Annotated in this window: 33 protein-coding genes and 1 pseudogene; 3 read left to right on the top strand and 31 right to left on the bottom strand. The window is 44.8% G+C overall.

All coding sequences use genetic code 11. The annotated features are described in order from the left end of the window. Positions 1-25: 25 nt before the first annotated feature. The 24 genes from AC50YG_RS24990 to AC50YG_RS24875 form a co-directional block, all read right to left on the bottom strand. Positions 26-1,381, bottom strand: coding sequence for a phage portal protein (locus AC50YG_RS24990; protein WP_494830691.1), 1,356 nt, complete (start codon positions 1,379-1,381; stop codon positions 26-28). A gap of 16 nt (positions 1,382-1,397) precedes the next feature. After that, positions 1,398-2,816 carry an AAA family ATPase gene (locus tag AC50YG_RS24985; RefSeq protein ID WP_494830689.1) on the bottom strand — a complete coding sequence of 473 codons (1,419 nt, stop codon included), beginning with the start codon at positions 2,814-2,816 and terminating at the stop codon, positions 1,398-1,400. Then, positions 2,813-3,556, bottom strand: coding sequence for a phage terminase small subunit (gene terS, locus AC50YG_RS24980; protein WP_494830687.1), 744 nt, complete (start codon positions 3,554-3,556; stop codon positions 2,813-2,815). The genes AC50YG_RS24985 and terS overlap by 4 nt, the downstream gene beginning before the upstream one ends. A gap of 239 nt (positions 3,557-3,795) precedes the next feature. Further along, positions 3,796-4,389: a tyrosine-type recombinase/integrase gene (locus AC50YG_RS24975; RefSeq protein WP_494830682.1), complete on the bottom strand. Its 594-nt coding sequence runs from the start codon at positions 4,387-4,389 to the stop codon at positions 3,796-3,798. Between the two features lie 36 nt (positions 4,390-4,425). Further along, a complete protein-coding gene (locus tag AC50YG_RS24970) occupies positions 4,426-4,932 on the bottom strand; it encodes a hypothetical protein (RefSeq protein ID WP_494830679.1) in 507 nt (168 codons plus the stop codon). Beyond that, positions 4,932-5,228: a hypothetical protein gene (locus AC50YG_RS24965; RefSeq protein ID WP_494830677.1), complete on the bottom strand. Its 297-nt coding sequence runs from the start codon at positions 5,226-5,228 to the stop codon at positions 4,932-4,934. The genes AC50YG_RS24970 and AC50YG_RS24965 overlap by 1 nt, the downstream gene beginning before the upstream one ends. A 671-nt stretch (positions 5,229-5,899) precedes the next feature. Then, complete coding sequence (locus tag AC50YG_RS24960) at positions 5,900-6,280, bottom strand: hypothetical protein (protein WP_494830675.1); 381 nt, start codon at positions 6,278-6,280, stop codon at positions 5,900-5,902. A gap of 47 nt (positions 6,281-6,327) precedes the next feature. Next, the gene (locus tag AC50YG_RS24955) at positions 6,328-6,474 is read right to left on the bottom strand and encodes a hypothetical protein (protein ID WP_494830673.1); all 147 of its coding nucleotides are present in this window, start codon (positions 6,472-6,474) and stop codon (positions 6,328-6,330) included. Positions 6,475-6,696: 222 nt separating this feature from the next. Beyond that, complete coding sequence (locus tag AC50YG_RS24950; RefSeq protein WP_494830671.1) at positions 6,697-6,852, bottom strand: hypothetical protein; 156 nt, start codon at positions 6,850-6,852, stop codon at positions 6,697-6,699. 18 nt (positions 6,853-6,870) lie between these two features. Next, on the bottom strand, positions 6,871-7,332 hold the full coding sequence (locus AC50YG_RS24945; RefSeq protein WP_494830669.1) for an ASCH domain-containing protein: 462 nt from the start codon (positions 7,330-7,332) through the stop codon (positions 6,871-6,873). Then, on the bottom strand, positions 7,329-7,679 hold the full coding sequence (locus AC50YG_RS24940; protein ID WP_494830667.1) for a hypothetical protein: 351 nt from the start codon (positions 7,677-7,679) through the stop codon (positions 7,329-7,331). Before AC50YG_RS24940 ends, AC50YG_RS24945 begins: the two co-directional genes overlap by 4 nt. Next, positions 7,676-8,317: a phiTE_072 family protein gene (locus AC50YG_RS24935; protein ID WP_494830665.1), complete on the bottom strand. Its 642-nt coding sequence runs from the start codon at positions 8,315-8,317 to the stop codon at positions 7,676-7,678. Before AC50YG_RS24935 ends, AC50YG_RS24940 begins: the two co-directional genes overlap by 4 nt. Next, entirely contained in the window at positions 8,317-8,550 is a 234-nt protein-coding gene (locus AC50YG_RS24930) for a hypothetical protein (RefSeq protein ID WP_494830663.1), read from the bottom strand. Before AC50YG_RS24930 ends, AC50YG_RS24935 begins: the two co-directional genes overlap by 1 nt. Next, positions 8,543-9,385, bottom strand: a complete 843-nt coding sequence (locus AC50YG_RS24925; RefSeq protein ID WP_494830661.1) for a ParM/StbA family protein — start codon at positions 9,383-9,385, stop codon at positions 8,543-8,545. The genes AC50YG_RS24930 and AC50YG_RS24925 overlap by 8 nt, the downstream gene beginning before the upstream one ends. A 109-nt stretch (positions 9,386-9,494) precedes the next feature. Further along, positions 9,495-10,886, bottom strand: coding sequence for a replicative DNA helicase (dnaB, locus tag AC50YG_RS24920; RefSeq protein ID WP_494830658.1), 1,392 nt, complete (start codon positions 10,884-10,886; stop codon positions 9,495-9,497). Beyond that, positions 10,879-11,220, bottom strand: a complete 342-nt coding sequence (locus AC50YG_RS24915) for a hypothetical protein (protein ID WP_494830970.1) — start codon at positions 11,218-11,220, stop codon at positions 10,879-10,881. Before AC50YG_RS24915 ends, dnaB begins: the two co-directional genes overlap by 8 nt. Next, a complete protein-coding gene (locus tag AC50YG_RS24910; protein WP_494830652.1) occupies positions 11,213-12,097 on the bottom strand; it encodes a hypothetical protein in 885 nt (294 codons plus the stop codon). The genes AC50YG_RS24915 and AC50YG_RS24910 overlap by 8 nt, the downstream gene beginning before the upstream one ends. A 32-nt stretch (positions 12,098-12,129) precedes the next feature. Next, positions 12,130-13,152, bottom strand: coding sequence for a DUF3102 domain-containing protein (locus AC50YG_RS24905; RefSeq protein ID WP_494830650.1), 1,023 nt, complete (start codon positions 13,150-13,152; stop codon positions 12,130-12,132). After that, positions 13,149-14,681: a PcfJ domain-containing protein gene (locus AC50YG_RS24900; RefSeq protein WP_494830648.1), complete on the bottom strand. Its 1,533-nt coding sequence runs from the start codon at positions 14,679-14,681 to the stop codon at positions 13,149-13,151. The genes AC50YG_RS24905 and AC50YG_RS24900 overlap by 4 nt, the downstream gene beginning before the upstream one ends. A 14-nt stretch (positions 14,682-14,695) precedes the next feature. Continuing rightward, positions 14,696-15,055 carry a hypothetical protein gene (locus AC50YG_RS24895; RefSeq protein WP_494830646.1) on the bottom strand — a complete coding sequence of 120 codons (360 nt, stop codon included), beginning with the start codon at positions 15,053-15,055 and terminating at the stop codon, positions 14,696-14,698. 60 nt (positions 15,056-15,115) lie between these two features. Then, a complete protein-coding gene (locus AC50YG_RS24890; RefSeq protein WP_494830644.1) occupies positions 15,116-15,853 on the bottom strand; it encodes a hypothetical protein in 738 nt (245 codons plus the stop codon). A 26-nt stretch (positions 15,854-15,879) separates the two neighbouring features. After that, positions 15,880-16,266, bottom strand: coding sequence for a hypothetical protein (locus tag AC50YG_RS24885; protein WP_494830642.1), 387 nt, complete (start codon positions 16,264-16,266; stop codon positions 15,880-15,882). Positions 16,267-16,305: 39 nt separating this feature from the next. Continuing rightward, the gene (locus AC50YG_RS24880; RefSeq protein ID WP_172455686.1) at positions 16,306-16,458 is read right to left on the bottom strand and encodes a DUF6906 family protein; all 153 of its coding nucleotides are present in this window, start codon (positions 16,456-16,458) and stop codon (positions 16,306-16,308) included. Positions 16,459-16,462: 4 nt separating this feature from the next. Continuing rightward, complete coding sequence (locus AC50YG_RS24875; protein WP_494830640.1) at positions 16,463-16,651, bottom strand: hypothetical protein; 189 nt, start codon at positions 16,649-16,651, stop codon at positions 16,463-16,465. A 239-nt stretch (positions 16,652-16,890) separates the two neighbouring features. Between AC50YG_RS24875 and AC50YG_RS24870 the strand changes: the two are divergent. Beyond that, positions 16,891-17,061 (top strand): annotated as a pseudogene (locus AC50YG_RS24870) (helix-turn-helix domain-containing protein); the annotation flags it as partial. Positions 17,062-17,228: 167 nt separating this feature from the next. On the opposite strand, the gene AC50YG_RS24865 reads toward AC50YG_RS24870, so the two are convergent. From AC50YG_RS24865 to AC50YG_RS24840, 6 genes are all read right to left on the bottom strand, one after another. Continuing rightward, positions 17,229-17,621, bottom strand: coding sequence for a hypothetical protein (locus AC50YG_RS24865; RefSeq protein WP_494830638.1), 393 nt, complete (start codon positions 17,619-17,621; stop codon positions 17,229-17,231). Then, on the bottom strand, positions 17,621-17,836 hold the full coding sequence (locus AC50YG_RS24860; RefSeq protein ID WP_494830636.1) for a hypothetical protein: 216 nt from the start codon (positions 17,834-17,836) through the stop codon (positions 17,621-17,623). The genes AC50YG_RS24865 and AC50YG_RS24860 overlap by 1 nt, the downstream gene beginning before the upstream one ends. Before the next feature lie 18 nt (positions 17,837-17,854). After that, a complete protein-coding gene (locus AC50YG_RS24855) occupies positions 17,855-18,112 on the bottom strand; it encodes a helix-turn-helix domain-containing protein (RefSeq protein ID WP_494830634.1) in 258 nt (85 codons plus the stop codon). Positions 18,113-18,243: 131 nt separating this feature from the next. Next, entirely contained in the window at positions 18,244-18,564 is a 321-nt protein-coding gene (locus AC50YG_RS24850) for a hypothetical protein (protein WP_494830632.1), read from the bottom strand. Continuing rightward, positions 18,561-18,884 (bottom strand): DNA-binding protein, encoded by a 324-nt coding sequence (locus tag AC50YG_RS24845; RefSeq protein ID WP_494830630.1) that lies wholly within the window; start codon positions 18,882-18,884, stop codon positions 18,561-18,563. The genes AC50YG_RS24850 and AC50YG_RS24845 overlap by 4 nt, the downstream gene beginning before the upstream one ends. 46 nt (positions 18,885-18,930) lie before the next feature. Continuing rightward, a complete protein-coding gene (locus AC50YG_RS24840) occupies positions 18,931-19,128 on the bottom strand; it encodes a helix-turn-helix transcriptional regulator (RefSeq protein WP_494830629.1) in 198 nt (65 codons plus the stop codon). 157 nt (positions 19,129-19,285) lie between these two features. On the opposite strand from AC50YG_RS24840, the gene AC50YG_RS24835 reads away from it, so the two are divergent. Both AC50YG_RS24835 and AC50YG_RS24830 read left to right on the top strand, forming a co-directional pair. Next, positions 19,286-19,675, top strand: a complete 390-nt coding sequence (locus tag AC50YG_RS24835) for a helix-turn-helix domain-containing protein (RefSeq protein ID WP_494830627.1) — start codon at positions 19,286-19,288, stop codon at positions 19,673-19,675. Between the two features lie 188 nt (positions 19,676-19,863). Beyond that, positions 19,864-20,094, top strand: a complete 231-nt coding sequence (locus tag AC50YG_RS24830) for a helix-turn-helix domain-containing protein (protein WP_494830625.1) — start codon at positions 19,864-19,866, stop codon at positions 20,092-20,094. A 185-nt stretch (positions 20,095-20,279) separates the two neighbouring features. Here AC50YG_RS24830 and AC50YG_RS24825 read toward each other — a convergent pair whose 3' ends face one another. Beyond that, positions 20,280-20,534 (bottom strand): LytTR family transcriptional regulator DNA-binding domain-containing protein, encoded by a 255-nt coding sequence (locus AC50YG_RS24825; RefSeq protein WP_494830968.1) that lies wholly within the window; start codon positions 20,532-20,534, stop codon positions 20,280-20,282. Between the last annotated feature and the right edge of the window lie 301 nt (positions 20,535-20,835).

Genomic DNA, 20,835 nt, shown 5'->3' with positions numbered 1-20,835 from the left:
TGGGCAAAATAAAAACGCCTACTCTTTACGTGGCGTCTTCGTTATTGCTATTGCTGCCGTTATCGTCATCAGGCTCAGGAGTAACTTCCGGATTTGTTGCCGCCTTCTTCGCCTTCGCTTCATTTATCTCATCCCTTGTCTTGTTTATATCAATGACTGTTCGGTTCGTAGGTTGCAGTACAACCTCGCCATGCTGGTTCGGCAGCGCCTTGCGTGCCAAGCCATCCCGCACCTCATCCACCGTTACAGCTCCACGATCTAAATAGACCGCATCAATATCCGCTTTCGTCTTTTGGTCCTTTAACGACGTAGCATAATGGAATTTGAACTCGATCTTCCCGCCCAACTTGAATATGCCATCTATGATGTGATTATTGATGTGCTCGACAATATTCTCCGCGATGGACTGGACGGTTGAATTAGTATCCTCATCCTCGCTATCAGCCGTACTCCGGTTAACATCCTTCGTTTGGCCGAGCTTTTTAGGGGATATGTCAAAGGCCAGCGCGACTATTTCAATCAAGAAACGCTGCCACTCGATGTAAAGCGCCTTGTCGTCTGTTGCACCAAGGTCCATAACGGACGTACCTTCAAAGCCTCCTACAATTGGCACCGCACCTTGTCCAGAAACCTCATTTGCCCAATAGGAGCGAAACTTTTTCACACCATCCGGCTCCGTGCTCTTCCCTAAATTCAGAATCTTGCGCAAGAACGGGCTCTTTGTCTGCCGCCCAGCTGCACGGTGAGTGTCGATAAAGTTATTTACCGATTCCCATACCGTTTCAAGTGGCGATAGCCCGAACGGCGTATTTGTTCGGGGATTCATGCGCATATACATCATTTCCGACGCCTTCAGGTGAACGTATTTACCGTTTACCCGCTGTGCATAGCGATATGAGTCAGGTTTACCGTCCCAGCTCGGATAGAGTTCAATGGAAAACGTGTCTGTCGGATACATGCGAAATGGTCGCAGCTTGTCGCCAGCTCGCAATATCTCCGATGAGCCCGCGCTGCATACAAGCATATCTTCGACATTCTGCTCTAACCAAGATCGGAAGCTGTCAGCAGGATTCGGCTTCAACAGCGTACCTTCAATGATTTTGCATATTTCCTTGTATGTTTCGGTATCCCCTTCATCTATGGCCGCTACCGACCAATTGAGCTTTGTGATTCCGTTTTTGATTACATTGATGGCGCGCCTTGGGATAGGCGATTCGCTCAGCAATCGCAAGTTAGCTGGCGTCTTCTTCTTCTCCGGCTGATTGTTCCCGCTTCGCCCTCCGTAGCCGTATGAATAAGGGTAGCTGTCCGTTTGCCGTTCTGGCTCATTCTTCATCCGGCCACCTTCCAGCCAATTCAGTACCCATTGCCTAATGCCCAAGTTCCTTCACCTCCCCTCATATTGAAAGTGTGCCAAACGAATAACCATCGTCCGCTTTAACCTCAGCGAATGCCAAAACAAAAGCGTCGGCTCTGTCCGGAGACTGTAGCCCACGCTTCTTCATGTCCTCTTTACGCTCAAGGTATATCTTGCCGTTGCTGTTCATGCGCCATTTACGTGTGGAGAGCTGAGCAATTAGCTTTTCATCGTCCGGCAGTTCCAGCACGCCGGGAATGCCAAGAATGAAATTACTCATGTTCTCCTCAAGCAGCGATTTGATGCAGCCCCACATTTCAGAGCCTAGATTGCCGTAATGCTCATCACTTGCCGACGATCCGTTATTTATCGGGACAATGATATAGCCCAATCGACGCTCCTCATTAATTTCTCGCAGCCGATCCGTCACAGCTCCGCCAATACCGCTATCGTCAATCCGTATCTCGACCTCAGATATCTCAGGCTGTTCGGCTCGTGCCTCATCGATCAGGCGCAATATCCAGCCTGTCGTTTGCATTGTGTCCTGCTTATGATGGTGACGCTGTTTTACCGTCTTCCCGCCGATTCTCCCATAAATCGAAGTCTCGTCGTCTCCGAAGCGAGCAATATCCGCGCCTACTATCAGCCTTGTGCCTACCGCCTGCAAGCGAACATCATTTTTAGCAAACTCAGCAGCTTCCAGCGATATGAAAGAATTAGACTCACCTCGCGGAAACTCACCGTCCACCCTAACCCTAATGACGTCGCTATCCTTGCCGTACTTGCTTTCCAGCATCTCAATGTTGCGCTTGCTGGTTCTCTTACTCTCTCGGCTAGACACTCGCCGCGAACGGTAATTATGTCGGTCCTTATTGTGCGAATCGTAAAACACACCGGATGTACGTGTCGGGTTCCCACACATGACAAGCTTATTCTCATCTCCTGACAACGTACCAAGGATGGCTTCCATGATCCTGTCCTCTACACCTGACGCTTCGTCAACGATGAACAACATGTAATCCTCATGAAAGCCCTGCATGTTCTCCGGCTTCGTCGCTGTCCGGGCTGTTGCAAACCATCGCTCTTCCTGCCCGATCATGTATATCTTAGTCTTAGTCCACTTAAGCAGTTGTTTCACCTTGGAGCGTTCAAGCCACTTGGCTATCTCTGCCCAAAGCACATCGTGCAGTTGCTGGCGCGTCGGAGCTGTACAAATAACTTTCGGGTTAGGTCGGCAACACAAAAACCATATTACAAGCGCAGACTCAAACGCCGTCTTGCCCACGCCTTGCCCCGAACGAATAGTGGTCAAAGGCACCTCGGCAACATCCATCATGGCCGTTCGCTGCCAATCATCCGGGTCAAACTCAAGCATGTCTTCCGCGAAGGCCACCGGATCATCCCAGTATAGGTCGATGAGCTCGACCAGCGTTGAAACAACGTTATACGGTTTACTCATACGCCTTTAACCTTTTCTTTCCGCTTCTCAGCAGCTTGCTTCAAAGCTGTTACCCAATCTTCAGCTTCCGATTTTTTGCCGCCGCCTTTCATCTTCTCGGCTTCTGCTTTAGTCCGATCAAGCTGAGCATGCATAAGCTCCAGCTTCGCCCGACGCTCATCATTCTCAGGAGCAGCAGACAAAAATTGCTTTATGGCGCTCCGCAGCTCACGCATAACCAACACGTCTGCCTTCGATGCATTCGCATGCTTATCATGCGCGAATTGCAGCTCCCATTCTTTTTCCGTTCCAAACTGGCCCGGCTTCTTTCTTTTCAGCACTTTCGTCATGTCGTCCTTATCGGTGACATGCGTTATCTGCTGACCGTGCAGCAGCTTCGCTTGCAGCAATATGATGTTGCTCCAAATCATTTCTAACGGATCGGCGTCCTGTATCTCCTGCGCAATCTGCAAAACCGCCTCCGGTAGATACTTCGCATAATATCCATGCTTAAGCGCGTAATCATTTCCCTCTGGACCTCCGGGGCCGCCGCTGTTTCCTACTGCGTTCTTATTCCCTGGCTGCCCGCCGCGCTTCCGCTTGACAGGTATCTCATCCCATTTATCACTAAACTTCCATTTCCGCACCAACGAAGCGCTGATGCCCAATTCCTCCGCAATGTCAGTCAATTTTCGTTCTCTGCTACTTTTCAGCCAGAGCTTCAATGCTGCCTCACGGTTTGTACTGCGTTCCCTCGCCATTACATTTCACCCACCTCATTTTCCTATTCGTGTTGGATGGAACGCTCCACGCTCAATGGTAACGCTTTTGGCGCGCTTTTCTTGCCTATGCTCGCTAAAGGCGAATCACTGAATGAAGCTCCTCTTCTCCTAATATTTGTCTCTAGGGTGTATCATAACTGTAATTCTGTTACACTCGCGAAATCATACTTTTCCAGTAAAATCAAGCTTTTTCACCTCTCAGAATGTTGAGTGTAACATTAGCCTATTTGTGTTAAACTCAACGACTGAATTGACTCGTCCATTTCGTCTTGAGTCAGCCCAATGTAGAGTAAAGTTGTTGTCATATCTTCATGCCCAAACATTTTCATTAGTAACGCTAAATTGCGTGGATTGTCCACATACATGTGATAGCCCCATGTTTTTCGAAGGCTATGCGTGCCGATCTCTTTAAGCCCAAATCTAGCTGCTACATCTTTAATCATGCGATAGGCTGTAACCCGATCAATTGGTTCTCCAGCTACCCCTGTCAGCTTTTTACGCTGGCGACTTGCAAACAAATATTCGTCATCGTCTTTGCCAGCAATGTAACTCATCAAGTCATCGCGAATTGCATGATGAATAATAAACTTCTGCCGCTTCCGTTTCTTCCTCCTGTTCTTTGTCTTCTCAGCTATGAAATTAACGTGTTCGTCTCTCACATCGCCAACCTTAAGCTTAAGCAGATCAGACACGCGAAGGCCGGAATGAATGCCCATCATGAAAAATATATAATTTCTCTGGCTGGACACTTTAAAATAGTTGATCATGCCATTCAGGATCGCTTTGTCCCTTATGGGCTGAACCTCTTCCATTACCACCACCTCACAATATGAAATAAAAAAAGACTCTCATTTTCGAGAGTCTCTGAATTTCTCAATTTGATGCTTGTACCACAACGGACCGCTAGCTAACATGCGAATAGGCTCAGGAGCCATATCTGCCGGCCAGCCTTTTTCTTCAGCTCGTTTCAAATAGGTGTTCAACATTGACCTGTTTGTTTTGTAATCCCAACCTAGTATTTCATAAGCCTCTTTATATCCGACTATGGACAATGTTTCTTTCTGGCCGTAGTAGTAAGCAAAATAACTATTGCCAAGAGGCTCTTTACCGAAATCCTCTATATCAAGCTGGGCCATTAATTCACCAAACATATCGAGCAGAGCAAGTTCCTCCGCTTCAAATTTATGAGCGTAATTAAATAACTTCTCATGAATAACCTTAATGTACTTTTCAGGATTTTGTTTCAGTCTATCCAAAAATTCACTAGCGATTGATGGATTACTTCTTTCAAATACCCGATCACCCAAAACAGTAGCTATTGCAATAAGGCGACCAAAAATCATCTCACGATTCATTACGCTGCAACCTCCTCGCAGATCACGAAGTGAAACCGTGAGGAGGAATCTTCAAGAACTGGCTTACCTTTATAAATGTCAAGCTCGAACAGCTTACCGTTTGCATCATACCATTTAAGCTCGCCCGCAAGGTTTTCCGATAATTCAAAGCCTTCAGGAATGAAGTATTCCGCGCCTTCGTCACAATCTATGAATCCGTAACTGCCGCAAAACTCCGTGGAATACCCAACCTCGTTCGTCAAGCCGGGCGTGTGATTTACGTTTATCCATTTATAAAGAGTTACTTTATTCAACATGAAAACCATCCTCTCAGTTATGTTTTACTTGTTGAATAAAGTATAACAAACTGTTGTACAAAAGTCAACAAAAGAGAAGGTTTATTTTACCAAACGTTTGGGATTTTAACCCCTACCCTTGCGACGCTCCAGCCTGTTGCGTGGAGCTGCTGCTTGTGGTGCTAATTTAGCCGCCAGCCACTCTAACCATTTTGTCATTGGACTCAACCTCCCTTTTACATTTTGGAACAGAGCAGAATTGTCGTACTCCGTCATATCTGCCCCAAGGGCAGCCCCGGCATTGAGCCGGTTGCAGCTTGTCGTTAATTACCGTCGGCAACTTGCGCGTATACCTCAACCGACTCGCCTCCCTTCTATTAAAAAAAGAGCCGCCGAAGCGACTCCATAATTGTCCTTTCGTCAGCTGGTCGGGACACAATGATCCGGCCAACTGAACAAGGGACAAGTCAACCTTGTTATGGGGCATCTAACCCCACCTCACACCACACGCTTGACGCTCAACGTCTAAGGTCATATCCTGACCCACCGCATAGCCGAGTCCTGCATAAAAAAAGATAAGGGATACAGCAGGAGTCTCCCGAGCTTTCGCTCTATTGACTCTACTGTACCCCTATTATGAAAAATTTTGACTGGCATACATCCGTCTAATAACCGTCTTACAACCGTCATTTTCAAGACAACTTTAATGTTTCAGCGACAGATTCGATACCCTTATTCAGTTTCCTATCAACTGTTCGGTCGTCCATCATTTTTGTAAAATGGACTATCGTTGAAGTGTAATCATGGCATTGAATATAACGATAGTCTATTATTTCTCTGATGCCTCGGTCAACTATAGAATTTACTGCTCTCTCTATTCGCTTTATTTTCCCCGAACATTTCCTATAGGTTGCTGTTTCTGTTTCGCTTAAATCCTCTATGCCGTCTTTCTCGAAAGCAGCCTTTCGGATAATGTTTTTTTCGTTCTCTTCCAGTAGCTCTTTTGCCTTCTCTATTTCTTCAGGCGTAGCTTTTGGGAAGAGCTCCATTTGTTCAAACTTCACCGTTTCCATGCCCCTCACCCCTATGATATAATGATCTTAGGTAGTGAGATTACCGCTTATGCCTCTTGGATACCGTTCCCCAACGATTCGCCGAGAGGCTTTTGCATGTCTATTTCCAAATTCCCAATTCTTGAGTTAAGTTGGCCCAACAGATTGTTCAATTGCTCCAGCTGCTGGTGGATCGTCGCTGTGCGTTCTCTCAATTTTCGCCCTACCCTTCTACCCGCCGTAAAAACTCTGTTGAAAATCCACCACTGTATCCTTCCAGCTTAATAACTTCCGATCCGCATAAGTCCCAAGGTTCTGAACACGTAGTCCATACCTTATCAGCATACTGCGGCTTACGCGCTTCATAGCAAGAGTGCATAACTACCTTTTCGCCTGGTTTAAGCCCACTCTTTTTCAACTTCGGTTGTTTTCTCAATTCATACATCTCCTTTGTATTTTTCTTTGATTTCAGGAACGTCTCGCACACAATAGCAGCGGAACCACTGACCGCTAACGTGCAAAAATTTAAGTTGGCCGTCACAGAACACACATAGATTACCTTGTAGAGCGATACTCTTTTCTACTTCTGCCATGCAATCCCTCCTATCTTTTCAGTTCCCTGCCGCAGGGTCATCCCAATTCCAAAGTCTTTGCTGTCCTTTTGCTGGAATCGGAGTATACAAACGCTGGAGCTCTGTAAGTTCCCAGGCGTAACGTCCGTCCTCATACCAGCCGAATGCAAATTCATTTGATAATGTTCCGATCCAGTCTGTTGGAACATTATTGTCCATCAGTACCGCATCCCCTGTATGGTCCATGTGAATTTCTTTTGCAGAGGCAAGTTTAGCTATTGCCACGACAACCCCAGTCGGCAGGTTGTACGCCGTATACCCATACCTTTCTAGCGTTGATTCAATAGCTACATTGTCCTCGCATGCTGCACGATCTACTTTCTTGCCTGCATGAATCGCTATTGACCCACGGTGCTTCGTCGGCCAGCCGCGCGTTTCAAACCGTTTCTCTCCAAGCGCTATAAGCGTTGCAAATGGCTGTATTATCGTTATGGCCTTCATCCTAAACCCTCCAATTCCGGCTCCAGAGCACGAAGCAGCCGTTCAGCATCCGCTGATGTTCCTTTTCCTTGCAAAACACGATTTCGTAGTTCGTCATCAATACGGCCCCACAAGACAAATTTTCCGTCTTGGTAATCATCAGCATATCTTTCACCTGCTGCCATAGACGCAACGCAGAATGTATCTTCGTCGCCATACTTATTAATAATATCTGTAGAGATACCAACGTTATTAAGTCTAATGCGATTTTCAGGATTATTTGCAACAAGAATATAAGCAAAATCCCCACCCTGTTTTTCAATCACCTCAAGGCTGTTCAGCACATCCAATACGGCTTGTCTATTCATTTTTCATCATTCTCCTTCAACTCGATTTCTGCTTTCAATACCTCCGCAAATATAGGGGCAACAATTTCACAGAAGGTTATTGCTTGACGATCACCAATTGTTTCAACGTCCATACAAGCGAAATAGTCATCGCCAAAGAATTTACTTAGATAACTGCTGTTCCATAGTAGGCTCATAAAAGCATCCATTGAAATAGTTCCTTCACCTTCTATGCTTTCTAATTCGTCCCAGGCATCCCTAACTCGTGTATGGATCTCTGGATATCCTTTTTTCTCATCTTCCAACATGTAGGTATAAGAGCGTCTTTTTTCACGATAGAGCTGAAGCAGTTCTTGCTTCAATGTCCGAATGCTTTTTTCAACATCCACTCTTGATGCTCTGTCACGATCATGGATTTTTTCATAGAGATAACCTTGTGACTCACCTTTGCTGCAAATCTGCATTAAAGATATTTTAAAGTTTTCGTTTGCCGAAACCGGCCAATTATAATTGAAATTTCCGCAGTCACTAATTACGCTGAACTCACCATTTGCATTAATAGTTATGGTTGCCCAGTGACAACGGTAGCTATCAATCCGAAGACGGTATACTTCTGAAACATCCTTGGACAACTTGTACACTACTGGCGTCGATTGCATTAAATGAACCCCCCCACGCTATTACTGATAACCTGCTTGTCCGTTTTATCCTCTTCCAGCACGACGGCCGGAGCTGCCTGCATTACCGGCTGATGGATACCTAAACGGTCCCGATCTATAAGACGGCGTACATACTCGCTAAAACTGGCCCGCTTTCCCGCATGATCCAGCATCAATACATGATCTGGGTCATTCAAATTAAACTGCACACTCTTATTGATTGTCTTACTCACCGTATACCTCCTTTGCAAATGTGTAGAACGCTACTGCGTTTGCAAAAGTCGGCGATACTCTCTTGCCATTTACAAGTGGATGATATGGCGTTACGTTGGTATAGGAGCCTTGGAGAGCCTCAGCCACCTTATCCGCTACTCCTCCAATGACACGCACTGGATTATGCTTTCCCCATCTGTTTGCAGTCTTTGTTATCAGAGCCCGAGTCATTTCTGCAATATCCGGCTCTACATCCTGGTCCTTGCCAGTACCCATGCCGAAACCTTCAGTATCGGAAGCCCTGTCAATAAACAAAACTCGTTTGCCATCATTAAAGCATGTAGCCCAGTTAAACGTGCCGCCGCCTAAATCAGCTGTGTGGTAATATCCTGTCGGCGCTTCAAGCACCCCGGTTGATGCACACTCCGCAGCAACTTCAACGCGAGTGATATTAATTTTCTTACATATCCCATTTACAGTCAGTTCATGCTTTCCAAGCAGCATTTTCTTGATTGCCTTTTTTTCTTCGTCGTTGTGCTTGCTGATCGGCTGCCCGACCACAATTGCATTATCTACATCATTCGAGTGGCGATGAATTGCAAGCAGCACCCGCAGCTTTGCGTCTTCATTTGCCTTCGTTTCCCCTTTAAGACTGCCGCCGTAATCACTTTCAAACTGAGCAATTGTGCCAGCAAAGCCCAAACGGCCGTTGTACTTCCACTCCATGTCATCGTCGCCGAATACGTTTTTTAGCCTTCTTTCATGCCATTCGCCAATCGCCGAGTTGAATATAAAGGCTCCATTACGGTTTACAACCTTTACATATGCTGTTCCGGGGTCAATTCCTATAATCATTTGAAAAATCCCTTCTATTATAATAGTGGGTTAGTAACGGGATAGTAATTTACCATGAACGTCTATCGCAAGAGCTTAATTATTACTCAGTAAGTAACCAGATAGTAAATTACGCTCCATGCCTGTAAATGTCAGGTACTCCCTTGCCTGTCGGTGTTGGTGTATTAGATGGATCGTCATGGATACGTTCCAAATTGGTGAATTTGTTATAATTCTTTAAGAACAGGAGCTCCGCTGTACCTACTGGACCATTGCGCTGCTTAGCTATGATAATTTCAATGATGTTTTTCTTCTCGGATTCTTTATCGTAGTAATCATCGCGATAAAGGAAGGCAACAATATCTGCATCTTGCTCTATTGCTCCGGATTCCCGTAGGTCGGACATCATCGGGCGCTTATCCTGCCGCTGCTCGACGCCCCTGCTGAGCTGTGAAAGAGCAATTACCGGAACTCCCAGTTCACGCGCCATTTGCTTCAGCGTCCGTGAAATTGCAGCAACCTCTTCTTGTCGGTTTGCCCCTCTGCCGCTTCCAGAAATCAATTGAAGGTAGTCTATAATTACTAATCCAAGTCCGCGCTCTTTTTTAAGCTTTCTGCATTTTGCCCTAATCAATTCCACATTGATGCTTGATGTATCATCAATTGCAATATCAGCTTGAGCCATACGACTAGCTACTTTCGTCATTTTATCCCAGTCGTCTTCCTCGAAAAATCCGGTTCGCATCCGGTTCGCATCTATAAGTGCTTCAGCACAAATCATTCGATTAACCAGTTGGACTCTGGACATTTCTAGGCTAAACAGAGCCACTGTCTCCCCCGTTTTTATGGAAACATTCTGCGCGATATTAAGCGCAAGTGCCGTCTTCCCTACTGATGGACGAGCTGCAACAATAATTAAATCCCCATCTTGGAATCCAGTTGTCAGAGCGTCTAAATCATCAAAGCAAGAAGGTGTGCCTGTAATACCTCTATTATTATGCCTTGCATTGTGACGGGCCTCAGCTGCTTCAATCGCTTCTATCAGCACATCTTTCATATTGGCAAAATCATTGTTCGATGTAGTCCTATCAGCAATACTAGCAACCATAGCCTCTGCCTGTGCAAGCAAGATATTAAGGTCTTCTTCCTCTTCGGCCAGCTTGTAAATTAGCCTAGCGCCCTCCATCAGCTGTCGCCTGACTGCTTTGTCTCGGACAATATCGGCGTAAAAGTTAATGTTGTCTGCTGTTGGAACAGCGCTTGCCAATCTAGCAAGATATGATATGCCCCCAACCTGTTCCAGTAACCCACGCTGATCTAAGTGTGCTGTCAACGTTACTAAATCGATAGGCTGCTGATCCGTCGAGAGCTGAAGCATTGCTTCATAAACTTGCTTATGGGCAGGCACATAAAAGTCTTGGCCGTGCAGTTTTCCCATGGCTGTGTAGAGCGCTTCAGACCTTATCAGTATCGCTCCGATTACAGCCTGTTCGGCTTCTTCGCTGTGTGGCAGTTTATTCAAGCGATTTCCCCCTTATGATGCTCCGAATATTATGCCAATGACCGTCTGGAGGAGCAGGGCTACTTTCAGCCCAATTGCCTAGCTGCGCCATGTATGCCGCCGTTTGCTCTTTGCTACGTTGCCGATCTAGCTGATCGCCCAATCGCCCGCGAATATGGGCAATGCCTGGCGTAACTGTTTCGGTCAAGATGTGTTGGTCAATGTTGGACCATGCTACATCAGCAGGAAAGTCCTTCAGGTATTTCATATGATCGTCCTTGACCTTATCTGTCGAAATATCGAAAAACGGGAAATGTGTCTTAATGTGCTTGTACAGCTTTGCTACGTCAACCATTTCCACGCTTTATTTCCTCCTCCGCAATTAATTTGTCCAAATCAACAATTTCCTGCTGTTGCCTGCTCAGGCGTCGTGGTATGCCACCAAGGGCGACCGTAGGGACTGGCACCCTATCGGTTATGGCGTCATTGCCAAGGGCGACCGCAGGGATTGGCACCCCGTCGGTTATGGCTTTGCTTGCTTCCCACGCATCCATAATGGCTTGCTTGTAGTAAACGAAAGTGCTTATTACTGTTCCTGCTGCTGTGCGTTCCTTGTGAAGAGTTCTCATAACCTTCACCATAAGTTCAACTGGCACGCCCTGATCCAGCATCCATTGCATAAGCACAACATCATTTTTTTTGACGTGAATATCCAACTTGGCATGAATGGTACAAAATTCTCCTAGCAGGATTTCGAACGGGTCTGTATCTGTAGTAGTAATAGTATCTTTTAATACAGTGTCCGTAGAGTTGTCCATATTCTGGACAGGTTCAGCGTTTTGTCGGGCAAAGTTGTCCATTTCTTGGACTACTTTCCCTTTGTTGTCCGTAGAGTTGTCCATATTCTGGACAGGTTCATTTGGACTAAAACCGAAATTTAGCGTATATTCACCTCTCGATTGACCACGAGGAGGAGCTTTGTAAACAAAAATATTTGATGATGAGAGCTTGTCACGATGAGTATTTATCGTCTCTCTGCTCTTAATGCCCGTTTGAAAATGGAGCTCTGTATTGGTCATACAGAAGCTTTCAGCCCATCCAAGCTTTCGGGACTTGCGCCATAAGGCTACAATTATAGCCGTGCCATTTGGCCCGAACCGTTCGGCACCGCCGATATGTTCATATTGATCTAATAAGAGGTCTAGGGATGGTTTTATATTTGTGGGATGCATGCACGCCCCTCCCATTCGCTGTTATCAGCCATTTAAAATAATGCTCGAAGCTGATCCGCAACTTTTGCCGCAGCAGCCTTAAGTTTTACTTTCTCCTCTGGTTCCTTGACCTCTTCAATTGCTTTAACTAGTATCTTCCCTTGATCAATGATCTGCTGGAGATAAAGCTTGGCTGTCAAAAACGCTTCATTATTACTCCGCTCAAGCTGCTGAAAGAGCTTGTCTAGCTGCCCTTGCAGCGTTGCTTCCTTCTCAGCTGCCTGCGCCTTCAGCTCCTGTTCTTGCTGCTGGAGACGTTCCGCAGTTTCTTTCTCAGCAGCAGCCTTCAGCTCTTCCAATTGCCCTTGCAGCTCCGCCGCCTTTTTCTCCTGCTCTTGCTTAGCTTTCTCAGCCTTCCTCAATTCAGCCTTAGCCTTCGACAGCGCCTTATCATCGCCGCCAGCCTTAGCCTTCTCCAGCTCCGCAGTCAGCTCCTCAACTTGCTTCTCTGCTTGCGCCTTTAGGTCCGAGCTAAGCTTGTGACGCTCCTCAAGCTCTTCCCGTTCCTTTGCTTGCTCAGCTGCCCAAGAATCAAATTCAGCCTTCTGCTCGGCCGCCATGGCTTCGGCTTCCTGTTGCTTCGTCTCGGCTTCCTGCTGCGCCTTAATCGCCGCTTGCAGCTCGCGTACAGACATGTCAGATGCATTGTTCGTTTCAACAAAAGCTTCCCGTTCTTCGGCCGGAACACTTAGCAGCGCAACAGCCTGGCTATAGCTCAAATTACCAAGCGTTTGGCTATTTGTGTATTCAACAGCAATTTTCATAAAGTTATTTGCAGTCGATTGACCATAGTTAACGTTGGCTTGTAACCACGCCCCCCATTCGCCATGAGCGACAAGCCCCTTAGCCTCGGTCAATCGATGACCAATTTCAATGGCCGACTGCAATACATACTTGCGTGCCTGGTCATCAATGCTCCTGATCTCAGCCGCGATTACTTCTGGCGTCCGTACAATTACACTGGTCTCCAGTGCTGGCACAATCGCTGCCGCTTGCTTTGCTGCTGCTTTACTCATACCAATACAGCCTCCCGTTCAATAGTAGAGCGTTTGCTCACTTTCTTCCTGTTTGCATTAACAATGAATAAATTAACGGCATTGCTCACTTCATCCGTCATTCCACAATTCTTTAAACCGCGACATTGCATCAGTTTTTTATTTTTCATTTCCAAGGTGTAGAAAGGTTGTTCCGGTGCTGTTTTATGTCGCACAACAAATATATCCGTTTCCCCTTTAGCGTACCGATCAGCATACCTACCGACACAATGATTTAGTTTCTTTCCTTCATGAAACAGTTCGTCCAATGATTCTACTGGGCGAATAATAAAACTAAATACTTCCGATTGAAGTTTGTTAAGTTCAATAAATCTATTGCGTATTAAACCATTTAAACTTTCATCTCTTTTAAGCTTGATTCGTTTAGTTAGCTCTAGATGGATCTGATGCAAGTCATTCGGGAATAAATACCGTTCCTCTTGCAAACTCATGCCAAGCTCTTGGCATTGTTCCAAATAGTCTTTATAGTCACGCAGCACTGAAGAAATCATCGTCCAATGCTTCTTTCGATATTGTTTCAAAAAATAACTATACAAGGTTTCAACAGGAGCCCATTTGCTAAGCTCTCTCATGTCCTTTGCATAAAAACCATCGTCGATTTCAGCGATAATAAAGTGATCCTCGATGTTTCTGTGAATGCCTAGTTTAATTTGTGATTGTAAATACTTCAGCTTTCTAGGTGAGCATTTTAAACCTGACTGCTGAAGCTCTCTTATCTGTTGTTTATTTAAACGCAATACTTTCTGGATGTTCTTACCTCGCCAGTTTATCGCGTTGTGACCTGACTCACCCATCAATCGAGACCATATTATTTTCTCAAACCCCAGTTTTGATAAAAATTCAACACAAGGATAGCGAGCTGCTATATCAAAAAACTCAACCATGTCAGAAACATAGCGATGGTTTGGATAGCGCATAAATTTTTCCCATGTCGAATATTGAAAAACCGTTCCTTTTACAGCTTTCATAATATTGGCTTTTGAGTGGAAACGTTGATACCCTGGGAATTTATTATCAAAGGCAGAAGAAACCTTTTTTCGTTTATGCCCCCAGTCCCAATACTCACTCTTGCCTGGCTCAAATAAATACATATGTCCGGCATTGTAAGACGTTTCAACATTTTCGTATTTGTCGCTATAATTCCTGTAAACCGCAATCATCCGAGCAGTGATCGCTTGCGGATTAACAAGCGATTTTTCGTACCACACAAGAACCGCCTTGTCTTCCATGTATTTTCTACTCATTCCAGCAGCCCGTACATGGCAACTTGACTGGCAATGTGGGCAAACAACCTTCTCTTTTTGTTTATGTTTTAATTTAATTTCAGAGCGATGCTTGTTGTTGCAATGTGTGCAGTATGCAAAATAAACACCCAACACAGATTTGAAAAACAAATACCTGCTTTCCTTTAATACAGTTTCATTAACAAATCGAGCTAATGACTTACTTATCTCGATAGGAAAATGATCTTTGAATGCATTTAATTCCATGTTGCTCCTCCTATCTAAAGAAGATCATCCAGCGAAACGTTGAAATTGACTGGAGCTGCCGGAACCGGCTCCGGCGCAGGAATATTGAAACCGTAATATTTAAGAACAACACCGAAAACCTCCTCACTATCCATTCCGACTTGAACCATTTGTTCATTAGCCTTCCGTCTCTTCAAAGCTTCTTCATGCGCAACCTTTCCCATTTCCTTTAAGCTTCCTTCGATGCTCTTCCCTTCAGTCAAAATAAGAGCTGCTTGCTCTGGGTTTTCCCGAACGTGTTGCATAAGAAATCCGCCAATGACCGGAACGTATTTGTTTTTCTTGTCAGCGCTCCCTACTTCTGCTTGGAGCGTCCGCAAAGCCTGTTGCAGCATATCCCTGCCTCCCTATAGGATGCGCTGACAGGTCATGCCTGCCAGCGCCAAATGTGTGTTTTAACCTACGATTACAACTTCGCCAGCTTCAATCCGTGTGCGCAACAGGCCATTAAAATATTCCTTAATGGAAGCGATCGCAACAACTTTCCAAGAACCACCGTCAGCCTCAAATAGTGCAGCGGTCGGGCCTTTCTGCATCCGAAAAACGAATGATGATAGCGGCTGCTCAATTTCAACGAATGTCCGGAACGGCTTCAAATGCACTGGATTTGGTACAACAACCGGCTCAACTTGTACAATACCTGTCTTAACTGCTACAGACTGGCTAACACCATCATCGCCAAATGATGCAACCTGCTCGTCCTTCACATTGCCTACAAGCCTTAGCAAAGTCTCTCGGTCATTTGGCAATACGATATCGCCAGATGGAACAAAGCAGCTTTGCAGTAGGATGTTGAACGATTCCAAATCGTAGTAATCATTAAATTTAATTTTCGGCAGCAGCGCCGTAGCTATAATGAGCGTGCTTCTGTTCAAATCCCCATTAAGCCCAGTCAACACGCGAACCTCCGTCGGAGAAATGACGTGAATGATAACGGGAAGCTGCGCATCAAAATCAGATTGCAGGTACTCGACAATGCCGCTGAGGTTATGGACCTCAAGATTGTTAATGAGTGGCTTGCCGATCTTTGCCAGCTCGGAGCTGGTGTATGTCATGCCATTAATTACAGTTGTCTGGATAGGAGCCATATGTTTGGACAAGCTCAAAATCTTCTCGATTGCTTCTTTAATCACGGGTAATTCCTCCATTCAATTTTTCATTACCTGTAAGGCATAAAACTAACAACCTTTTTATCAGCTTCAAAACCTGCACCGTCTGTAACTTCGCCCGAATTGTTCATCATCATTTGATTACGATCATTGTTCATAAGCTCTGCTGCTACGCCTTTTCCGTCATTGTCGTAATCAAAGATGAATCTTGTCGGAACCCCCTCACGCGAAGCGAGAGACGACGTAACCTGTGTATCAACGGCAGCCGAACGCCTGTCCTTATCCGGGCTGATTGTTACTTTAACAGTCAAAGTCCGCTTCGCTACAGCGCTGGTGTTAGGATCAAGTACGTTGTCGGCAATGCGCTGAAGCTCATTTGTAATTTGCTCAGCGACTGCGCCGCCTGCCAATGTGTTGATATTGATGTTAATATTCATGGATTTCACCTCCTCTCAAAAATATGAAGTAGGGGAAGGTTAGGCCGGAATGACGCGAGGCTTGCCAGACACGCGATGCACAATATGCAGCTGATGTGGCTCACTCTTAAACACGAGCCAGTTTTCCGGCGTCAGCTTTACATTGGCAATCGCTTGCTTCTGGCGGCGCGTAGGGTTTTTCCCGTTCTTCACAGCTTCACCTCCCCCACTTTTTAATTGCGGGCTTCCGCTTAGCTTCTACTACAGCGGACTCAAAAAATATAAGAGGTTTGCCAGTATCCGGCTGAAGCTTGAACAACGTCCGCGCATGTCCCCAAATCTCAATTACCTCGCCTACCGATCCGCAGGCCGTGCGCACTACATCGCCCTTTAATATGTAAATCATCCGGATACCCTCCCCTCTTGATGCTTGCCCCGCATCGTCCGATGCCCCGAGCTTTTGCCCTGGATGCCGGACGATAAAGGCAAACTGACCTTTATCGATATAGCGTGTTTATAAGTGTTGAGGTAAAATTTGTATTATGATGTCGTATCAAGGCAGAACCCTCCGGGCAGAAGGAGTGATGTGTCTTCTTTTTCTTCTTTTTCTTTTTTGAATCAGACTTTCCAAAGCGGTTAGCGGCCGCTATGGAAGAACGCAATTTAGACCACGTCGCACTAGCTATGATCGCCAACGTATCACCCACCACGGTGAAACGCTGGTTGAACGGACAGTTTGAACCGAGACAACCTAATTTAGTGAAAATTTCTACAGCACTTAACGTTTCTAGCGATAAGCTTATAGGTTTAGCCTAATTTAAAACATGGCCCGGAGGGTTCTGCCTTGATACGACGCTAAAAGTTAATCCCTGCTTATATCAATTTTTGTATCCATTAAATAGATGGCATAGGTCTGTCCACAATAAGGGCAAGCTGGCTCCTCCGTAATCTTCGGATCAGTAGCATATACCCCTTCGCAAATCTCACAACGATGAACAGATAGTATCTTGAAAACTGGCATGGTCACGCCTCCCTTCCAGATAGGTTCCCGTTCCTCCAGCTTCCCGAACCGACCGTTTGAACCGGATTCCCTCCTCCTGCTCGTCCAACCATAGATGGCACCATTTGCAAACATGAAACAAATCGTCAACCGCTGTTTTATGATCAATGAGGCGACGCCCTATCGTGTGCGCTCTCTCTGTTGCTAATCGGCCCTGACAATGTTTGCGTACCTCGCATTTCTCGCCTGACCGTTGCCGCAGCTGCATATCAACTTCCGCGCTTATTGCGCCAAGCTTCTTTTGTTTGGAGCTTGTCCGCTTGCTTTTGGCTGGCTTCGGTGCCGGATTGAATGACAATGATAAATTTATGCCCATTACGAAATCCTCCGTTGCCGATCCTTGCGAGTCGTGCTATACTGCTGGTAGCTAATAAATCCAATATGTTTTTCCGAAAATGTCCAATTGCCGTTGGGCATTTTCTGTTTTTCTGGCCGTGAAATTTTTATTTCGAAGAATCCCAAAAATGTAGTTGTCATAATTCCCGCGAATGCCAATGCGCCTATCGCCTGCCACCACCATGTATTGATCAACCAAATTCCTCCTTTAAATTAAGCCGCGCCCGATACTTGCAATATCGTTTGCAAGATTGTCATTGGGTCTGTGCCACTAATCAAAGCATGACCAACATCCCTTGCGCCCGTCTTATCTAACCAGGTTAAAAACGTCAACGTATCCGGCATCTTATGCCCTTGTTCGTATTTGCTAATGCAACTGCGTGAGCGCTGGAGCAACTCTCCTAACTTTTCTTGCGTCATTCCAGCTCGTTCACGACAAGCGTGCAATACACCGCCTAAATCTAGCCGCATCCTCTACCCTCCTTCCGTTCCATATTGGAACAGACACGGCCATTGATGCTGTTGTAATATGTAGCTATACCGTATTGCCTGTTTGCCTCTCATCCCCTGCCCGACATCAGACTATGGTGTCGGGCAATTTTTTAGCAGCGGTAGCGCATCTGTATGGCCTCAAATGCAATACGCCGATTGTTGTCGTCTAGGTAGTCCATGTCCGACAAATTGACCTTGTGAGCCCCGTTGTAAAGATGTAAAGCGAGACTCAACATGAATTTTTCCGATTGTGACCAAGGTTTTGCATTTGTTTTCAGGGCTGATACTTTAATGCGTTCAGCCTTTAAGTCGAAATACTTCGATGTGAAGCAAGTGCGCAATTTAGGGCTTTGCGAAAATAGGTGAAGCGTACCGCGCCAGTAACGATCCTGCATCAAGTGCGCTGGTATCGTTGTCGCTTGGTTTGTCATGATATCAATTCCTTTCGCTTGAAAATGGACTCTGCTGCATGCTTGTCGATCCAATCCGTATGTTGCTCGACCCAGCGTAGAAACAAGTCCCTTGGTACAAGTGGATTTCCAAACTCTCTACAAACGGGGAAATCCGCTCGATTCATAATTTCAGACATCTTTGTTTCGCCAATGCCCAAGAGTGCTTTGAGCTCAGATCGTTTGATCATTACAGGAAGTGTATTGACTAATGAGTGCTTTGCTATTGCCTGATCAACAGCAGCTTTAATGATGTGCTCGATTGACGAAACATCTAGATTCACTTGGAATAATGGATTCATGATTTCACCACCTTAGTTGTCTTCACGAAAATACACTAAACTTGTACTACATGGCCTGAAAAATAGTGTTGATATCTTTCCCCAACACTTTTGCAATTTTGAACCCGTCAGCGAGACTCGGGCTAGAGTGACCATTTTCCCAATTACTAACAGAAGATTTAGTACAGCCTAGTTTTTCGGCTAACTGTTCTTGAGTTAGACACCTTTCCTTCCGGGCTTTAATTAAATTTTTGTTTTTTTTCAAGAGCTCACCACCAGTACACCATTCTTGTACTTCATATCTGAATTATACATACAGGATTGGTGTACGTCAATATAAAAATACATTTTTCTTGTACTTAATTTTATTGGAATCGTTTTTGAAGTACAATAACTCTGTACCATAGACAGGAGGAGTCTGTTTGTTTAGAGCTGATAGATTGGTTGAATTAAGAAGACGTTCACGATTAACGCAGGAGAAGTTAGGAGAAAGACTGAATATCACAAAATCAGCTGTAAGCAATTATGAGAATGGTCACAGTGTCCCGAGTCATGAAACGCTTACAGCTATGGCAGATATTTTAAACACATCGACTGATTATTTGCTGGGTCGTGTAGATACCTCATACTCTTTGAAAGAAATTAAAGAAATGACTAATTCCGTAAAACAAGAACATGAAGCTGACGAAACTATCCGCCTTTTAGAAGAACAAGCTGAAAAGTTAGGTATGAGTCCTTCTGATCCCAAGTTCATTAAAATGATTCAAGACTCTATCCAACTGATCTCCCTTGCAAGAAATCAAAATAATTAAATTAATCTTTTCTTGATCTGTTTTTTTATCTGTCACTAATCTGCTCCTTTATTGTTTTTTTATGAAAATTCCGTACCAGTCAGACTTCTAATGCTCCAAGTATAATACAAACATTTGTTCTTATACAAGGGGTATTTTTGATACCGATAAAAAGTATTTATATTACCACATTTCAAAGGAGAAGCACGATGCGGTATGAGCCGGGTCGTTGCTTGCTACGTAAAATCCTAAGTGACAAAAAAATATCCCAGCGATGGTTGGCCGACAAAGTCGATATGCCTGAAACGCAAATATCAGACTACGTTAATGATCGGACTACAATGGGATATGCGACCGCAGTTTCAATCGCGAAAGCGTTGAAAGTAAACTCGGAAGATTTGTACGAATGGCATGGAATTACGAGCAGGCGTGGAGGATAAATCCTCCCGATCCGGTCGAAACTACAATAGTTCTTGTAGTGTCGTGGTTCTAGCTTCCTTACACTTTGAAATCGTAATACAATATTACCATCTTTTCACTCTATAGTTTGTCGTTATTTAGCATATAGAACTAACCACTTGTGTTACATATTTGGTCATCGTATAAAAAAAAGACATTTAAATGTCTACTCTTGTCGAATACTGTCCAAAAATCTTTTAATATTTCGCCTAGGAATATAGCATTTTTGGTCGGAATTTTTCATATAAACAACATTTTTTTCGATAGATTCTATATATATCTTATTTACCAGCTTACTTTGATCAAGCTTCACAAACCCTAATGGGTACAATAATATTTCCAATTGCTCCATTAGGGAAGCATGAATTTTCGAATCTACCGTTTCTATGATGATTCTTCTGTTTTCAACTTTAACGAACATTATCTTCTCATGCATTCTGCAACCCGCCCGTCTGTCTACGATGTCAACTTTAATTGTATCAATGCATTGAGAACTTGTGCATCGAACAATAATTTACAAACGTCTTATTCTCAATTGGAGGTGAGTATTCCAAAAGGTTACTTGCAATCATAACAAAATATAAATCAGGAGTGATCACGATGCTAGGCGCTGTTAATGACTTCAAATGCAAGGTTGAATCGTGCACAAAAAGAAGGAGAAACAATGGTTACTGTGATGAACACCAATTCATGATAACCGCACCTGAAGAACCAACTCATCC

Source organism: Paenibacillus sp. J31R34, assembly GCF_059383715.1.
This window is presented reverse-complemented; position numbering and strand designations above follow the sequence as displayed.

What these genes read in the sequence shown, in the direction of transcription:
- AC50YG_RS24970 (WP_494830679.1), bottom strand. Translation starts at nt 4,932, where the DNA reads ATGAATCGTGAGATGATTTTTGGTCGCCTTATTGCAATAGCTACTGTT.
- AC50YG_RS24875 (WP_494830640.1), bottom strand. Translation starts at nt 16,651, where the DNA reads ATGATTTACATATTAAAGGGCGATGTAGTGCGCACGGCCTGCGGATCG.
- AC50YG_RS24885 (WP_494830642.1), bottom strand. Translation starts at nt 16,266, where the DNA reads ATGAATATTAACATCAATATCAACACATTGGCAGGCGGCGCAGTCGCT.
- AC50YG_RS24895 (WP_494830646.1), bottom strand. Translation starts at nt 15,055, where the DNA reads ATGCTGCAACAGGCTTTGCGGACGCTCCAAGCAGAAGTAGGGAGCGCT.
- AC50YG_RS24960 (WP_494830675.1), bottom strand. Translation starts at nt 6,280, where the DNA reads ATGGAAACGGTGAAGTTTGAACAAATGGAGCTCTTCCCAAAAGCTACG.
- AC50YG_RS24855 (WP_494830634.1), bottom strand. Translation starts at nt 18,112, where the DNA reads ATGCGGCTAGATTTAGGCGGTGTATTGCACGCTTGTCGTGAACGAGCT.
- AC50YG_RS24825 (WP_494830968.1), bottom strand. Translation starts at nt 20,534, where the DNA reads ATGTTCGTTAAAGTTGAAAACAGAAGAATCATCATAGAAACGGTAGAT.
- AC50YG_RS24935 (WP_494830665.1), bottom strand. Translation starts at nt 8,317, where the DNA reads ATGCAATCGACGCCAGTAGTGTACAAGTTGTCCAAGGATGTTTCAGAA.
- AC50YG_RS24900 (WP_494830648.1), bottom strand. Translation starts at nt 14,681, where the DNA reads ATGGAATTAAATGCATTCAAAGATCATTTTCCTATCGAGATAAGTAAG.
- AC50YG_RS24965 (WP_494830677.1), bottom strand. Translation starts at nt 5,228, where the DNA reads ATGTTGAATAAAGTAACTCTTTATAAATGGATAAACGTAAATCACACG.
- terS (WP_494830687.1), bottom strand. Translation starts at nt 3,556, where the DNA reads ATGGCGAGGGAACGCAGTACAAACCGTGAGGCAGCATTGAAGCTCTGG.
- AC50YG_RS24910 (WP_494830652.1), bottom strand. Translation starts at nt 12,097, where the DNA reads ATGCATCCCACAAATATAAAACCATCCCTAGACCTCTTATTAGATCAA.
- AC50YG_RS24915 (WP_494830970.1), bottom strand. Translation starts at nt 11,220, where the DNA reads ATGGTTGACGTAGCAAAGCTGTACAAGCACATTAAGACACATTTCCCG.
- AC50YG_RS24865 (WP_494830638.1), bottom strand. Translation starts at nt 17,621, where the DNA reads ATGGGCATAAATTTATCATTGTCATTCAATCCGGCACCGAAGCCAGCC.
- AC50YG_RS24985 (WP_494830689.1), bottom strand. Translation starts at nt 2,816, where the DNA reads ATGAGTAAACCGTATAACGTTGTTTCAACGCTGGTCGAGCTCATCGAC.
- AC50YG_RS24905 (WP_494830650.1), bottom strand. Translation starts at nt 13,152, where the DNA reads ATGAGTAAAGCAGCAGCAAAGCAAGCGGCAGCGATTGTGCCAGCACTG.
- AC50YG_RS24925 (WP_494830661.1), bottom strand. Translation starts at nt 9,385, where the DNA reads ATGATTATAGGAATTGACCCCGGAACAGCATATGTAAAGGTTGTAAAC.
- AC50YG_RS24830 (WP_494830625.1), top strand. Translation starts at nt 19,864, where the DNA reads ATGCGGTATGAGCCGGGTCGTTGCTTGCTACGTAAAATCCTAAGTGAC.
- AC50YG_RS24850 (WP_494830632.1), bottom strand. Translation starts at nt 18,564, where the DNA reads ATGACAAACCAAGCGACAACGATACCAGCGCACTTGATGCAGGATCGT.
- AC50YG_RS24945 (WP_494830669.1), bottom strand. Translation starts at nt 7,332, where the DNA reads ATGAAGGCCATAACGATAATACAGCCATTTGCAACGCTTATAGCGCTT.
- AC50YG_RS24950 (WP_494830671.1), bottom strand. Translation starts at nt 6,852, where the DNA reads ATGGCAGAAGTAGAAAAGAGTATCGCTCTACAAGGTAATCTATGTGTG.
- AC50YG_RS24940 (WP_494830667.1), bottom strand. Translation starts at nt 7,679, where the DNA reads ATGAATAGACAAGCCGTATTGGATGTGCTGAACAGCCTTGAGGTGATT.
- AC50YG_RS24845 (WP_494830630.1), bottom strand. Translation starts at nt 18,884, where the DNA reads ATGAATCCATTATTCCAAGTGAATCTAGATGTTTCGTCAATCGAGCAC.
- AC50YG_RS24975 (WP_494830682.1), bottom strand. Translation starts at nt 4,389, where the DNA reads ATGGAAGAGGTTCAGCCCATAAGGGACAAAGCGATCCTGAATGGCATG.